The organism is Kitasatospora sp. NPDC001159 (assembly GCF_053598235.1).
This window is the reverse complement of sequence record NZ_JBSFJV010000023.1, coordinates 22,485-36,510: the sequence shown is the minus strand read 5'-3', so window position 1 is coordinate 36,510 and position 14,026 is coordinate 22,485. Positions and strand designations below refer to the sequence as shown.

At 71.8% G+C, this 14,026-nt stretch carries 12 protein-coding genes; all 12 read left to right on the top strand.

Annotated elements, in window-relative coordinates; genetic code table 11:
* Positions 1 to 51: 51 nt before the first annotated feature.
* Complete coding sequence (locus tag ACWC9T_RS14760; protein WP_449821423.1) at positions 52 to 2,937, top strand: vitamin B12-dependent ribonucleotide reductase; 2,886 nt, start codon at positions 52 to 54, stop codon at positions 2,935 to 2,937.
* Positions 2,938 to 3,101: 164 nt separating this feature from the next.
* Positions 3,102 to 3,860 (top strand): SDR family oxidoreductase, encoded by a 759-nt coding sequence (locus ACWC9T_RS14755; protein WP_449821463.1) that lies wholly within the window; start codon positions 3,102 to 3,104, stop codon positions 3,858 to 3,860.
* Positions 3,861 to 3,939: 79 nt separating this feature from the next.
* Positions 3,940 to 4,128 (top strand): Clp protease N-terminal domain-containing protein, encoded by a 189-nt coding sequence (locus tag ACWC9T_RS14750; protein WP_449821422.1) that lies wholly within the window; start codon positions 3,940 to 3,942, stop codon positions 4,126 to 4,128.
* A gap of 208 nt (positions 4,129 to 4,336) precedes the next feature.
* Positions 4,337 to 6,091 carry an ATP-binding protein gene (locus tag ACWC9T_RS14745; protein ID WP_449821421.1) on the top strand — a complete coding sequence of 585 codons (1,755 nt, stop codon included), beginning with the start codon at positions 4,337 to 4,339 and terminating at the stop codon, positions 6,089 to 6,091.
* On the top strand, positions 6,088 to 6,525 hold the full coding sequence (locus ACWC9T_RS14740) for a roadblock/LC7 domain-containing protein (RefSeq protein WP_449821420.1): 438 nt from the start codon (positions 6,088 to 6,090) through the stop codon (positions 6,523 to 6,525). Before ACWC9T_RS14745 ends, ACWC9T_RS14740 begins: the two co-directional genes overlap by 4 nt.
* Complete coding sequence (locus tag ACWC9T_RS14735) at positions 6,522 to 6,890, top strand: DUF742 domain-containing protein (RefSeq protein WP_449821419.1); 369 nt, start codon at positions 6,522 to 6,524, stop codon at positions 6,888 to 6,890. The genes ACWC9T_RS14740 and ACWC9T_RS14735 overlap by 4 nt, the downstream gene beginning before the upstream one ends.
* Positions 6,871 to 7,497, top strand: coding sequence for a GTP-binding protein (locus ACWC9T_RS14730; RefSeq protein WP_449821418.1), 627 nt, complete (start codon positions 6,871 to 6,873; stop codon positions 7,495 to 7,497). Before ACWC9T_RS14735 ends, ACWC9T_RS14730 begins: the two co-directional genes overlap by 20 nt.
* Complete coding sequence (locus ACWC9T_RS14725) at positions 7,494 to 8,738, top strand: cytochrome P450 (protein WP_449821417.1); 1,245 nt, start codon at positions 7,494 to 7,496, stop codon at positions 8,736 to 8,738. The genes ACWC9T_RS14730 and ACWC9T_RS14725 overlap by 4 nt, the downstream gene beginning before the upstream one ends.
* A 108-nt stretch (positions 8,739 to 8,846) precedes the next feature.
* On the top strand, positions 8,847 to 10,061 hold the full coding sequence (locus ACWC9T_RS14720) for a cytochrome P450 family protein (protein WP_449821416.1): 1,215 nt from the start codon (positions 8,847 to 8,849) through the stop codon (positions 10,059 to 10,061).
* A gap of 286 nt (positions 10,062 to 10,347) precedes the next feature.
* Positions 10,348 to 11,733 carry an ABC transporter substrate-binding protein gene (locus ACWC9T_RS14715; RefSeq protein ID WP_449821415.1) on the top strand — a complete coding sequence of 462 codons (1,386 nt, stop codon included), beginning with the start codon at positions 10,348 to 10,350 and terminating at the stop codon, positions 11,731 to 11,733.
* A gap of 112 nt (positions 11,734 to 11,845) precedes the next feature.
* Positions 11,846 to 12,907, top strand: coding sequence for a carbohydrate ABC transporter permease (locus ACWC9T_RS14710; RefSeq protein ID WP_449821414.1), 1,062 nt, complete (start codon positions 11,846 to 11,848; stop codon positions 12,905 to 12,907).
* Between the two features lie 80 nt (positions 12,908 to 12,987).
* The gene (locus ACWC9T_RS14705; RefSeq protein WP_449821413.1) at positions 12,988 to 13,878 is read left to right on the top strand and encodes a carbohydrate ABC transporter permease; all 891 of its coding nucleotides are present in this window, start codon (positions 12,988 to 12,990) and stop codon (positions 13,876 to 13,878) included.
* The last annotated feature ends 148 nt before the right edge of the window (positions 13,879 to 14,026 follow it).

Genomic DNA, 14,026 nt, shown 5'->3' with positions numbered 1-14,026 from the left:
CCCGGATTTTTCGGGGCACTTCGGGCGTTTGCCCAGGAGGAGGAGCGAGAAGTGACAGACACCACGAGCGGTTCCGCACGCGGGTCGAAGTCCGAGAAGGTCGCGGCCAAGGGCGCCAAGGCCCCGAAGGGCGGCCTCCGGATGGAGCGCATCTACACCACCCCTGGCGTGCACCCGTACGACGAGGTCCGCTGGGAGCGGCGTGATGTCGTCATGACCAACTGGCGCGACGGCTCGATCAACTTCGAGCAGCGCGGTGTCGAGTTCCCCGACTTCTGGTCGGTCAACGCCGTCAACATCGTCACGTCCAAGTACTTCCGCGGCGCCGTCGGCACCCCGCAGCGCGAGTGGAGCCTCAAGCAGATCATCGACCGCGTGGTCCTCACCTACCGCGCGGCCGGCGAGAAGCACGGCTACTTCGCCACCAAGGACGACGCCGAGATCTTCGAGCACGAGCTGACCCACGCCCTCCTCCACCAGGTGTTCAGCTTCAACTCGCCGGTCTGGTTCAACGTCGGCACCAAGCAGCCCCAGCAGGTCAGCGCCTGCTTCATCCTGTCCGTCGACGACTCCATGGAGTCGATCCTCGACTGGTACAAGGAAGAGGGCATGATCTTCAAGGGCGGCTCCGGCGCCGGCCTCAACCTCTCCCGCATCCGCTCCTCCAAGGAACTGCTCTCCTCCGGCGGCAACGCCTCCGGCCCGGTCTCCTTCATGCGCGGCGCCGACGCCTCGGCCGGCACCATCAAGTCCGGCGGTGCCACCCGCCGCGCGGCCAAGATGGTCGTGCTGGACGTCGACCACCCGGACGTCGAGGCCTTCATCGAGACCAAGGTGAAGGAGGAGGAGAAGATCCGGGCCCTGCGCGACGCGGGCTTCGACATGGACCTCGGCGGCGACGACATCGCGTCCGTCCAGTACCAGAACGCCAACAACTCGGTCCGCGTCAACGACGAATTCATGACCGCCGTCGAGAACGGCACCGAATTCGGCCTGCGCGCCCGGATGACCGGCGAGGTCATCGAGACCGTCGACGCCAAGAAGCTGTTCCGCAAGATGGCGGAGGCCGCCTGGGCCTGCGCCGACCCCGGAATCCAGTACGACACCACCATCAACAACTGGCACACCTGCCCGGAGTCCGGCCGCATCAACGCGTCCAACCCGTGCTCCGAGTACATGCACCTGGACAACTCCAGCTGCAACCTCGCCTCGCTGAACCTGATGAAGTTCCTGCGCGACGACACTGCGTCGGTCGGCGGGATTGGGTTCGACGCCGAGACCTTCGCCAAGGTCGTCGAGCTGGTCATCACCGCGATGGACATCTCCATCTGCTTCGCCGACTTCCCCACCGAGAAGATCGGCGAGACCACCCGCGCCTTCCGCCAGCTCGGCATCGGCTACGCCAACCTCGGCGCCCTGCTGATGGCCACCGGCCACGCCTACGACAGCGAGGGCGGCCGCGCACTGGCCGGCGCCATCACCTCGCTGATGACCGGCACCGCCTACCGCCGCGGCGCCGAACTCGCCGGTGTGGTCGGCCCGTACGACGGCTACGCTCGCAACGCGGCCGCGCACCAGCAGGTCATGAAGCAGCACGCGGACGCCTCGCTGGACGCCGTCTCCTTCGACGACCTGGACGCCCCGGTCTGGCTCGCGGCCAACAAGTCCTGGCAGGACGTGCTGCGCCTCGGTTCGCAGAACGGTTTCCGCAACGCCCAGGCCTCGGTGCTCGCCCCGACCGGCACCATCGGTCTGATGATGGACTGCGACACCACCGGCGTCGAGCCCGACCTCGCCCTGGTCAAGTTCAAGAAGCTCGTCGGCGGCGGCTCGATGCAGATCGTCAACGGCACCGTCCCGCGCGCCCTCAGGCGCCTCGGTTACCAGGACGAGCAGATCGAGGCGATCGTCGCCCACATCGCCGAGCACGGCAACGTGGTGGACGCGCCGGGCCTGAAGGCCGAGCACTACGAGGTCTTCGACTGCGCCATGGGCGAGCGCTCCATCTCGCCGATGGGACACGTGCGGATGATGTCGGCGATCCAGCCGTGGATCTCGGGCGCCATCTCCAAGACGGTCAACATGCCGGCCAGCGCGACCGTCGAGGACGTCGAGGAGATCTACTTCGAGGCGTGGAAGATGGGCGTCAAGGCGCTCGCCATCTACCGCGAGAACTCGAAGGTCGGCCAGCCGCTCTCGGCCAAGAAGAAGGACGAGAAGGAGGCGGCGGCCGAGGCCCCCGCCGCGGTCGAGAAGGTCGTCGAGTACCGCCCGGTCCGCAAGCGCCTGCCCAAGGGCCGTCCGGGCATCACCACCTCCTTCACGGTCGGTGGCGCCGAGGGCTACATGACCGCCAACTCCTACCCGGACGACGGCCTCGGCGAGGTCTTCCTGAAGATGTCCAAGCAGGGGTCGACCCTCGCGGGCATGATGGACGCCTTCTCCATCGCCGTCTCGGTCGGCCTGCAGTACGGCGTGCCGCTGGAGACCTACGTCTCGAAGTTCACCAACATGCGCTTCGAGCCGGCCGGTCTGACCGACGACCCGGACGTGCGGATGGCGCAGTCGATCGTCGACTACATCTTCCGCCGCCTGGCGCTGGACTTCCTGCCGTTCGAGACCCGCTCGGCGCTCGGCATCCACTCCGTCGAGGAGCGCCAGCGCCACCTGGAGACGGGTTCGTACGAGCCGCTGGAGGCCGAGGAGCTCGACACCGAGTCGCTGGCCCAGTCCGCCCCGGTGGTCGCCAAGCCGGCCCCCGCCGTCGAGGCGCCCAAGGCGGCCCCGAAGCAGGCCCACAACTCCACGGAGCTGATGGAGATCCAGCTCGGCCTCAACGCCGACGCGCCGCTCTGCTTCTCCTGCGGCACCAAGATGCGCCGCGCCGGCAGCTGCTACCTCTGCGAGGGCTGCGGCTCCACCAGCGGCTGCAGCTGACGATCCCGGCGTTCACCTCGCGTGAGGTGAGCCGCTGAAGCGGGGCGAGGACTTCACGGTCCCCGCCCCGCTTTTTCGCGTTCCCGGGGATGCCGATGTCACGGACGGGGGCGGTGTCCGGTCCGTAGGGGGTGACGGCTTTTCCCGAGAGGAGTGGTGTGGTGATGGGGACGGTGCTGGTGACCGGGGCGACGGGGACGTTGGGGCGGGAGGTGGTGCGCCTGCTGGTGGCGCGCGGGGTGGCGGTACGGGGGTTGAGCCGACGGGTGCGGGACGGGGGTGACGGGGTCGCGTGGGTGGTCGGGGACCTGGTGACCGGGGCGGGGATCGCGGAGGCGGTCGCCGGCGTGGAGACGGTGGTGGACTGCGCGACCACGCAGGGGAAGCAGGACGTGTCCGGGGTCGAGCGGCTGGTGGCGCAGGCCCGGCAGGCCGGGGTACGGCACCTGGTGTACGTGTCGATCGTGGGGGTCGACCGGGTGCCGATCGCGTACTACAAGGCGAAGCTCGCCTGTGAGCGGGTGGTGCGGGAGTCGGCGCTGGGGTGGACGGTGCTTCGGGCGACGCAGTTCCACGACCTGTTGTTCAAGGTCTTCGGGGTGAGCGCGAAGCTGCCGGTGTTCCCGGTGGTGACCGGTGCTCGGATCCAGCCGGTGGACGTCCGGGAGGTGGCGGCGCGGGTCGCGGGGCTGGTGGGGGCGGAGCCGGCCGGGTTCGCGCCGGAGGTGGGCGGGCCGCAGGCGCGGCCGTATCGGGAGCTGGCCGAGGCGTACCTGCGGGCGGCGGGCCGCCGGCGGGTGCTGCTGCCGCTGCGGGTGCCGGGGGCGGTGGGACGGGCGCTGCGGGCGGGCGGGCTCACGACGCCGGAGCGGGCGGTGGGGCGGGGGAGCTTCGAGGAGGCGCTGGCGCGGCGGTTCGGGTGAGCTCCGCAGCCGTCAAGCAGGGTTGACATTTCGCAAGGGGTGTCAACCAAACGAGCGTTTCACCGACGCGGCGCGGCAGGTGGTGGTCACCGCGCAGCGGGAGGCGAGGGACCTGCGGCACGGCTGCATCGGGACGGAGCACCTGCTGCTGGCGGTCCTGGCGCGGCCGGAGGACCCGGCGGGTGGAGGCCAAACTGGCCTGAGTCCGCCCCCGGCGGGGCCCGCGGCGGGGCGTCGATGGTGTCACCGACCGGTGTACGAGGCGTGAATGAAGGAGAATGACCGTCAACTAGCGGCTTGAGGCCAATGTCTGAATCGATATGATCGGCCGAAAGCGTGAACGGATCAGCCGCCCGGAGACGTTTCACGACGTCGCCGGGCGGTCTCGTATGCGCTCGACCCGCTGTCGGCGGCCGCAACCGTCGCCGACCCGCCGCCCGCGCCGCCGCCCGCCGACGTTGCCGAGGACCGCCCCGATGAGAGAAGCCACCAGCCCCGACGGTCAGCCGCGCCGCCGCCCCGCGCCGCGCACCGCCGCCCTCACGGCGGCTGCCGTCCTGCTGGCCCTGGTCGCCGCACCGGTCGGCATCGACCGGGCCCTGGGCGCGCACCAGCCGCTCACCGCCCTCGCGGTGGGCGCCGTCACGGTGCTCTGGCTGATCGCGGTCGGCCTGGCCGCGACCGGCGCCGAGCGCTCCCGCCAGCTGGCCGAGGCCGTGGAGGAGCAGCACCGGGAAACGATGACGGCGCTGGTCGTGGCCGACAGCGCCCGACAGGCCGAGACGGCCGCCAAGGAGCGCGCCACGGCCGCGCAGGCCGAACGGGACGCCGCCAAGGCCGAGCAGGCCCGCGCCGAGGCGGACGTGACCGCCGCGGTCGCCGAGCTGGCCCGGCTGCGGGCCGAGCTGGACACCGCGCGGGCCGAGGCCGAGGCAGCCCGGGAACGGGCCGCCGCCGAGCGCGCCGAGCTGGACCGGATCCCCGAGGACGTGCTGCCCGAGGTGGTGAAGAAGCTGCGCGCGGGCGCCGCCGTGGACAGCGCGCTGGCCACCCACCGCAAGCACCCCCAGTACGCGCTGCTGCGCGCCGTCGGCGAGGAGATCGGCCGGGGCGAGCGGCTGCGGGCCGCCGCGCTGGCGGTCTGCGCGACCGCCGCCGGGCGGGTGCAGGCGCTGGCCACGAGCATGCACGCCGAGCTGCGCGAGATGCAGCACCGGCACGACGAGGAGGTTCTCGGCGACCTGCTGCGCCTGGACCACTCGACCGCCCAGGCGGGCCGGATGGCGGACAGCATCGCGGTGCTCACCGGCGCCCGGTCCGGCCGCCGCTGGGCCAAGCCGATCGCGGTGGAGTCGGTGCTACGCGGCGCGCTCGGCCGGATCGGTGCCTACCAGCGGGTGCGGCTGCACAACGCCAGCACCGCCGCGGTCGCCGGGTACGCGGCCGAGGGCGTGATGCACGCGCTGGCCGAACTGCTGGACAACGCCACCAACTTCTCCGCCCCGCCGGCCGAGGTGCACGTCTACGTCGAGGAGGTGCCGGCCGGTCTGGCGGTCACCGTCGAGGACAGCGGGCTGGGACTGAGCGACAGTTGGCTGCGCCGCGCCGAACGGGCGGTCTCCGCCGAGCCGCTGGACCTCACCACGCTCACCGCCGGTACCCGGCTGGGCCTCGCGGTGGTCGGCATGCTGGCGCGCAAGCACGGGCTGCAGATCTCCTTCCGGCCGTCGGCGCGCGGTGGCACCGGGGTGGTGATGCTGATCCCGCAGCAGCTGGTCACCCACCAGGCCCCGGCACCTGTCCAGGTCCCCGCGCCCGTCGTGGAGTCCGCGCGCCCCGCGCTCACCCCGGCCCGCCCGGCGCCCACCTCGTTGCCGCCCGCGTCCACCGCGCCGAGCGCCGCCGCGGCCGCCGTACCGACCGCCACGGTGGTCCCGGCGCCCACCGTCCCCACCCAGACCCCGTCCGCGCCCGCCCGGATGACCGACAGCGGCCTGCCGCAGCGCCGGCGCGGACAGACGCTGTCCACCACCGCCCCCGCGGTGGCCCCGGCCGCGAAGCCCGTACGGACCGACGCGGCCAGCGCCGCCGCGCGGTTCGGCGCCTTCCGTCGGTCCGCCCAGCCGGCGGTGCCCCCACCGGCCGCCGAGCCCGTACCCGCGGCGACGCCGGCCGCGGACACCGACACCACGCCCGACGCTTCCCCCGTCACCGAGAAGGACACCCCATGAGCAGCGCCACCGACCGCGACCTCGACTGGCTGTTGGAAAACCTGCTGGCGGCAACCCCCGGCGCCCGGCACGCCCTGGTTCTCTCCGCCGACGGCCTCAAGCTCTGCCACACCGCCGGGCTGAGCGCGGACCAGGCCGACCAGCTGGCCGCGATCGCCTCCGGTCTGCAGAGCCTGGCGCACGGCGCCTCGATCGAGTTCGGCGACGGCAGCGGCGGGGTGCGGCAGTCGATGACCGAGTTCCACGGCGGCGTCCTGTGCATCGTGGCGGCCGGTGAGGGCGCGCACCTCGCGGTGGTCACGGACGACGACGCGGACGTGGGCGTGGTCGGCCACAACATGCACGGCCTGATCGAGCAGATCGGCGTCTACCTCAGCGCGCCCGCCCGCAGCGCGGAAGCCGACGACGCCGCTCAAGAGAGCGCCGGGATATGAACGCCGGGCCGGTGCTGCCGGGTCGGGACGACGACCCGGACCGCCTCTACACCATCACCGGGGGCCGCAGCCGGGCCCCGGAGAACGCCTTCGACCTGGTCACGCTGATCGTCGCGGAGCGGGAGCCGGTGGCCGGGATGCAGTCGGAGCACGCCCGGATCCTGCGGATGTGCGAGGCCCCGACCGCCGTCGTGGAGGTGGCGGCGGAGCTGTCGTTGCCCGTCTCGGTGGTGAAGATCCTGCTCGGCGACCTGTTGGAGTCCGGGGCGGTCACCGCCCGGCACCCCAGGTTCGCGCCGAACAAGGCCCGGCTGCCCGACCTCGACACGCTGAAGCAGGTGCTGCATGGCCTCCAACGGCTCTGACGTCCAGTCCGCGGTGCGCACCCCGCTGCGGGCGACCGCCGACAACGCGCTGAAGATCGTCGTGGTCGGCGGCTTCGGGGTGGGCAAGACCACCCTGGTCGGTTCGGTCAGCGAGATCCGTCCGCTGAACACCGAGGAGGTGATGACCCGGGCCGGTGAGGGCATCGACCCGGCCGGCTCCTGGGGCAAGCGCTCCACCACGGTCGCCTTCGACTTCGGCCGGATCACCCTGTCCGAGCGCCAGGTGCTCTACCTGTTCGGCGCGCCCGGGCAGGAGCGCTTCTGGTTCCTCTGGGACCGCCTGTTCAGCGGGGCCCTGGGCGCGGTCGTACTGGTGGACACCCGGCGGCTGGAGGAGTCCTGGTACGCGATCGACCGGCTGGAGCACCACGGCACCCCGTTCATCGTCGCCCGCAACAACTTCGGTGAGCCCACCCACACCCTGGAGCAGGTCCGAGAGGCGCTGGACCTGCCGGCCGGGGTGCCGCTGGTGGACTGCGACGCCCGCGACCGCGAGTCCGGCAAGCGGGTGCTGATCGAACTGGTCCACCACCTGGCGGCCCTCGCCGGAGTACCCGACGCGATCTACGAGGAGAGCACCCCGTGACCCAGCCCGCCGCCACCCCGCCCCCGGGCTGCCCGGCGCACGCCGGCGCCACGCCGCTGTACGGGCCGCGCTTCCAGACCGACCCGGCCCAGCTCTACCGCGAGCTGCGCGCCGCGCACGGCCCGGTCGCCCCGGTCGAGCTGGCCGGCGGCGTGCCCGCCTGGCTGGTGATCGGCTACCGCGAGCTGCAGCAGGTCACCGGCCAGCCGCAGCTGTTCGGCCGCGACTCCAGCCGCTGGCACGCCTGGGCGACGCTGCCCGCCGACTGGCCGCTGAAGCCGATGATGGCGCCGGTGCCGTCGATCCTGTACGCCGAGGGCGAGGAGCACGTGCGCCGCTCCCGTGCGGTCACCGACGCGCTGGCCGGCATCGACCCGTACGAGCTGCGCAAGCACGCCGAGGAGATCGCCGACCGGCTGATCGACGAGTTCGCCGGGCGCGGCGAGGCCGACCTGGTCGCCGAGTACGCGCACCGGATGCCGCTGCTGGTGCTGTGCAGGGTTCTCGGTCTGGACGAGGAGCAGGCACCGCAGCTGATCGCCGCCCTGCTGGCGATGCTGGACGGCGGGGCGGACGCGCCGGCCGGCGCCCAGCGGCTGCTGGAGCTGATGCTCGCGCTGGTGGAGGAGAAGGCCGAGCACCCCGGCGCGGACGTGGCCTCGCGGATGCTGGAGCACCCGGCGGGGCTGACCCACGACGAGGTGATGCGCGACCTGCGGGTGCTGCTGATCGCCGGCCATCAGCCGAGCTCGTACTGGATCTCCAACACGCTGCGGCTGATGCTCACCGACGAGCGCTTCGCCGCCTCGCTGGCGGGTGGTCGGCGCAGCATCAGCCAGGCGCTCAACGAGGCGCTCTGGGAGGACACCCCGACGCAGATCTTCGCCGGTCGCTGGGCGGTGCGGGACACCCAGCTCGGCGGTCAGCGGATCGCCGAGGGGGACATGCTGCTGCTCGGCTTCGCCGGGGCCAACGCGGACCCGTTGGTGCGGCAGGCCGACGGCCGCCCGGCCGAGGGGAACCGGGCGCACATGAGCTACTCGTACGGCGAGCACGGCTGCCCGTTCCCGGCGCAGGAGGCGGCCGAGGTGATCGCCACCACCGCGATCGAGGTGCTGCTGGACCGGCTGCCGGACCTGCGGCTGGCGGTGGCCGAGCACGCGCTGGTGTGGCGGCCCTCGGCGTGGGTGCGCGGGCTGGTCGCGCTGCCGGTCTCGTTCACCCCGGGCCACCCGGCCTGAGGGCGTGTCCGCAGCGCGCGTCTTGCGGATCTCCGTCGGGCCAGCCAAGATCCACGGGACGTGCACAATCGTTCGAAGTGCCTTGCCGTTGAAGGAGAGTAGACGCCGATGACCGCTGCCCCGGTCCCGATCGCCCTCGACCCGCTGGCCCGCGACAACGTCGCCGAGGGCGCCCTGCTGCGGGCCGCCGGCCCGGTGGTGCCGGTGGTGCTGCCGGGCGGGGTCGCCGCCTGGGCGGTGACCCGGCACGCGGCCGCGCGCGATCTGCTCACCGACGCCCGGCTGGTGAAGGACGCCAAGCACTGGGCGGCCTACCAGCGTGGCGAGGTGTCGAAGACCTGGCCGCTGATCGGCCTGGCGGTGCCCGGCCCGAGCATGGTGACCACGGACGGCGCCGAGCACCGCCGACTGCGGGCGCTGGTCGCACAGGCCTTCACCCCGCGCAGGGTCGAGCTGATGCGCCCGCGCGTGGAGGAGATCACCCACGCGCTGCTGGACGGCCTGGCGGCCGGGGCGTCGGTGGTCGACCTCAAGACCGCCTTCGCCTTCCCGCTGCCGATGACGGTGATCTGCTCGCTGCTGGGCGTGCCGGAGTCGGACCACGGCGTGCTGCGCGACCTGTACGAGCGGTTCTTCGGCATCAAGCCCGACCCGGCCGGCATCCAGGCGACCATCGCCGGGCTGAACGCCTTCGTCAACGACCTGGTGGCGCAGCGCCGTGCGGCCCCGGGCGAGGACCTGGCGAGCGTGCTGCTGGCGGCGGACACCGAGGGCGGGGCGCTCACCGACGCGGAGGCGGCGGCCACCCTGCGGGTGATCATCGCGGCCGGCCACGAGACCACGGTGAACCTGATCGGCAACGCGGTGCGGGCGCTGCTGGCCCACCCGGACCAGCTGGAGCTGGTGCGCGCCGGGAAGGTGTCCTGGGACGCGGTGGTCGAGGAGTCGCTCCGCTGGACCCCGCCGACCAGCAACTTCCTGTTCCGCTTCGCGGCGGAGGACATCGAGGTCGGCGAGGCGGTGATCCCGGCGGGCGAGCCGGTGCTGGTCTCGTACAACGCGATCGGCCGGGACCCGCTGCAGCACGGGGTGACGGCGGAACTGTTCGACATCACCCGGGACCCGACCCGCCACCTGTCCTTCGGCCACGGCCCGCACGTCTGCCCGGGCTCGCCGCTGGCCCGGCTGGAGGCGGGGGTCGCGCTGCCCGCACTGTTCGAGCGCTTCCCCGCGCTGTCGCTGGCGGTGCCGGACGGCGAGCTGCGGCCGAGCCCGTCGCTGGTGGTGAACAGCCTGCTGGAGCTGCCCGTCCGACTCTTCTGACGGTACGTCGGGGTTGCGTCGGGGCCGCGTCGGAACCATGGCCCCGTCCGGCTTCCGGGCGGGGCCTTCGGCTCCTCGGGGCGTGAACTCCGGTTTCCGTCGGTCACGGTCGGGGCACCGGTCTGTGAAGGTCGACCATGGACCTTGGCGGCGGCCGGTGGCTGCGTTAACGTCGTCGAATCGGTTCGGCCGCCCGCTCGCCCGCGACCTCTGCACGCCCATCTCCGGTACAGCGCAGTGTTGTTCAGCCAACCTTCGGCAGCACGCCCTGGCGAGGAGGACCGCATTGACCCTCAACCCGACCGCGCCGTACTGGAGTTCCCGCCGCCGATTGGCCGCCGTGCCCGCCCTGCTGGCGGCGCTGACCCTGACCGCGGCCTGCTCGAACAGCTCCGGCGGTTCGGGTGGCGGCGGTGGAGCGGCCCAGACGCTGACCGGCGACTGCGCCAAGTACCAGCCGTACGCGGGCCATTCGGGCACCACGGTGACGATGTTCGCCTCCATCCTCAGTCCGGAGTCGGACAACCTGGAGAAGTCCTGGTCCGAGTTCAGCAAGTGCACCGGGATCAAGATCAGCTACGAGGGGTCCAACGACTTCGAGTCCCAGCTGCCGGTCCGGGTGGCCGGCGGCAATGCCCCGGACTTCGCGATCATCCCGCAGCCGGGCCTGCTGGCGCAGATGGTCAAGAGCGGCAAGGTGGTCAAGCCGCCCGCCCAGACCGTCGCCAACCAGGACAAGTGGAGCCCGGTCTGGAAGACCTACGGCTCGGTCGACGGCACCTTCTACGCGGCGCCGATGAGCGCCAACATGAAGTCGCTGGTCTGGTACTCGCCGAAGGCCTTCAAGACGGCTGGCTACGAGGTGCCGAAGACCTGGGCGGACCTGGTGGCGCTCAGCGACCGGATCGCCAAGTCGGGCGGCCCAAAGCCCTGGTGCGGCGGCATCGCCTCCGGCACAGCCACCGGCTGGCCGGCCACCGACTGGCTGGAGGAGGTGGTGCTGGGCGCGTACGGTGGTGAGGTCTACGACCAGTGGGTCGGCCACCAGGTGAAGTTCTCCGACGAGAAGATCACCACCGCGATGAAGACCGTCGCCGACTGGATGCAGAACCCGGCCTGGGTCAACGGTGGTTACGGTGACGTCACGTCGATCGCCACCACCACCTTCCAGGACGCGGGCGCGCCGATCCTCACCGGCAAGTGCGCGATGCTCCAACAGGCCTCCTTCTACGAGGCCCAGTGGCCCAAGGGCACCAAGGTCGGCCCGGACGGCGACGTGTTCGCCTTCCGCCTGCCCGCGGTGAACCCGTCGATCGCCAACCCGGTCGAGGGCGGCGGCGAGTTCCTGGCCGCCTTCTCCAACAAGCCCGAGGCGCAGGCGGTGCAGAACTACCTGTCCAGCTCGGACTGGGCGAGCAGCCGGGTGAAGACCGCGACCGGCTGGGTCTCGGCCAACCAGGGCGTGGACAGGAGCCTGTACACCGACCCGATCGACAAGCTCTCGGCGGAGGCGCTGACCGACCCGAGCGCGACCTTCCGCTTCGACGGCTCCGACATGATGCCCGCAGCCGTCGGCGCCGGGCAGGAGTGGAAGTCGCTGACCGCCTGGTTCGCCGAGGGACAGGCGATCCAGAAGACCGCCGCCGACATCGACGCCGCCTGGCCGAAGTAGCCCGCCCTGGCCCGTCGGGCGCGGGCACGAGGACCACCTGTCGAGGGCGGTGCGGGGCCACCCACCCGCACCGCCCGCCCCCTTCCCACCGCACCCGAAGGGACGTACAGCCATGTCCGTATCCGGCTCCCCGCCCGACACCGGCTCTCTGTCCGATGTCGGCTCCCTGCCTCGCGTCGGCGGCTCCCTGGCCGACGGCGCCTGGGGCGACGCGGCGGTCAAGTTCGGCAACAGCTTCGGCGCGATCGCGGGCTTCCTCGGGATCCTGCTGCTGGTCTTCCTGGTGGCCGGCCGGGCCCGGGGCCGGTTGGCCCGCCCGCTGGCCGTCCTGGTGTTCCTCGGCCCGGCCGTGCTGCTGCTGGCGGTCGGCCTGGTGATGCCGCTGGTCCGCACCGTCTACCTGAGCCTGCAGAACGCCGACGGCACCGGGTTCGTCGGCGGCGAGAACTTCGGCTGGGCCTTCACCACCGACTCGATCCGCGAGGTGCTGTTCAACACCCTGCTGTGGCTGGTGGTGGCGCCGCTGGTGGCGACCGGGCTGGGCCTGGTGCTGGCGCTGCTGGTGGACCGGATGCGCGGCCAGGCGGTGTACAAGTCGCTGATCTTCATGCCGATGGCGATCTCGCTGGTCGGCGCCTCGATCATCTTCAAGTTCGTCTACGAGGCGCGCGGGAAGGACCAGCCGCAGATCGGGCTGCTCAGCCAACTCGCCCACGCGGTGGGCTGGTCGGATCCGCCGAACTGGCTGCTCAGCCAGCCGCTGAACACCTTCCTGCTGATGGCGGTCATGGTCTGGGTGCAGACCGGCTTCGCGATGGTGGTGCTGTCGGCGGCGATCAAGGCGATCCCGGACGAGGTGACGGAGGCGGCCCGGCTGGACGGCGCGACCGGGCTGCGGCTGTTCTGGTCCGTCACCGTGCCGATGATCCGCACCACGGTGATGGTCGTGCTGACCACCGTCATGATCATCACGCTGAAGGCCTTCGACATCGTCCGCACCATGACGGGCGGCAACTTCGGCACCCAGGTGCTGGCCAACGAGATGTACTCGCAGTCCTTCGTGCAGTTCAACGACGGGCGGGGCAGCGCCCTCGCGGTGCTGCTGTTCCTCGCGGTGCTGCCGTTGGTGGCCTACAACATCGTCCAGCTGCGGAGGGAGCGTGAGGTGCGGTGAGTGATCGTGAGGCGAAAGCCGTGAACCCTCGGTCCGCTGGCCGTCGTCCCGCTGGCAGCCGGCCCGTCCGGGGGAATCCGGTGCGGAAGGCCTTCAGCAGCCCGCTGGCCTCGGTGTTCGTGATCGCGATGACGGTGCTCTGGACGATCCCTACCCTCGGCCTGCTGGTCACCTCGCTGCGCCCCAAGCAGGACGTGACGGCCGACGGCTGGTGGAACGCCCTGCTCCACCCGGACTTCGGGCTCGGCAACTACCACGCGGTGCTGTTCGAGGGCGGCTCCGGCGTCTCCACCGGCCTGATGCCCTTCCTGGTGAACTCGCTGGCGATCAGCATCCCGGCCACCCTCTTCCCGCTGGTGTTGGCGGCGATGGCGGCCTACGCGCTGGCCTGGGTGCGGTTCCGGGGGAGCGACGCGGTGTTCTTCACCGTGTTCGCGCTCCAGGTGGTGCCGCTCCAGATGGCGCTGATCCCGTTGCTGCGGCTGTTCTCCGGCGGCGCGCACCTGGGCCCGCTGACGCTGATCCCGGCGGTGGACCTGAAGGGCAGCTACGCGCCGGTCTGGCTGGCGCACACCATGTTCGCGATGCCGCTGGCGGTGTTCCTGCTGCACAACTTCATCGCCCAGCTGCCGCGCGATCTGATGGAGGCGGCGGTGGTGGACGGCGCCTCGCACTTCAAGATCTTCCGCTCGATCGTGCTGCCGCTGTGCGCCCCGGCGCTGGCCTCGTTCGCGATCTTCCAGTTCCTGTGGGTCTGGAACGACCTGCTGGTCGCGCTCACCTTCGCCGGCGGCACACCGGAGGTGGCGCCGATGACGGTCCGGCTGGCCCAGCTGTCCGGCTCCTTCGGCGGGCGGTGGGAACTGCTCACGGCCGGGGCGTTCCTGTCGATCATCGTGCCGCTGATCGTCTTCTTCAGCCTCCAGCGGTACTTCGTGCGCGGGCTGCTGGCCGGGTCGGTGAAGGGGTAGGCCACGACCTCCGGTGTTCTGAACGCGTTCAGAACCAACTTTTGAACCCGTTCAGAATGGTCTACAGTCGGCAGCGGCCGCGGCGCCCAGCGCGCCCGCCGGCGGACCGCCCCGAGGGCGGCTTCCGCATGCCCGCCGACCACTGAGG

What these genes read in the sequence shown, in the direction of transcription:
- ACWC9T_RS14755 (WP_449821463.1), top strand. Translation starts at nt 3,102, where the DNA reads ATGGGGACGGTGCTGGTGACCGGGGCGACGGGGACGTTGGGGCGGGAG.
- ACWC9T_RS14745 (WP_449821421.1), top strand. Translation starts at nt 4,337, where the DNA reads ATGAGAGAAGCCACCAGCCCCGACGGTCAGCCGCGCCGCCGCCCCGCG.
- ACWC9T_RS14740 (WP_449821420.1), top strand. Translation starts at nt 6,088, where the DNA reads ATGAGCAGCGCCACCGACCGCGACCTCGACTGGCTGTTGGAAAACCTG.
- ACWC9T_RS14735 (WP_449821419.1), top strand. Translation starts at nt 6,522, where the DNA reads ATGAACGCCGGGCCGGTGCTGCCGGGTCGGGACGACGACCCGGACCGC.
- ACWC9T_RS14730 (WP_449821418.1), top strand. Translation starts at nt 6,871, where the DNA reads ATGGCCTCCAACGGCTCTGACGTCCAGTCCGCGGTGCGCACCCCGCTG.
- ACWC9T_RS14720 (WP_449821416.1), top strand. Translation starts at nt 8,847, where the DNA reads ATGACCGCTGCCCCGGTCCCGATCGCCCTCGACCCGCTGGCCCGCGAC.
- ACWC9T_RS14710 (WP_449821414.1), top strand. Translation starts at nt 11,846, where the DNA reads ATGTCCGTATCCGGCTCCCCGCCCGACACCGGCTCTCTGTCCGATGTC.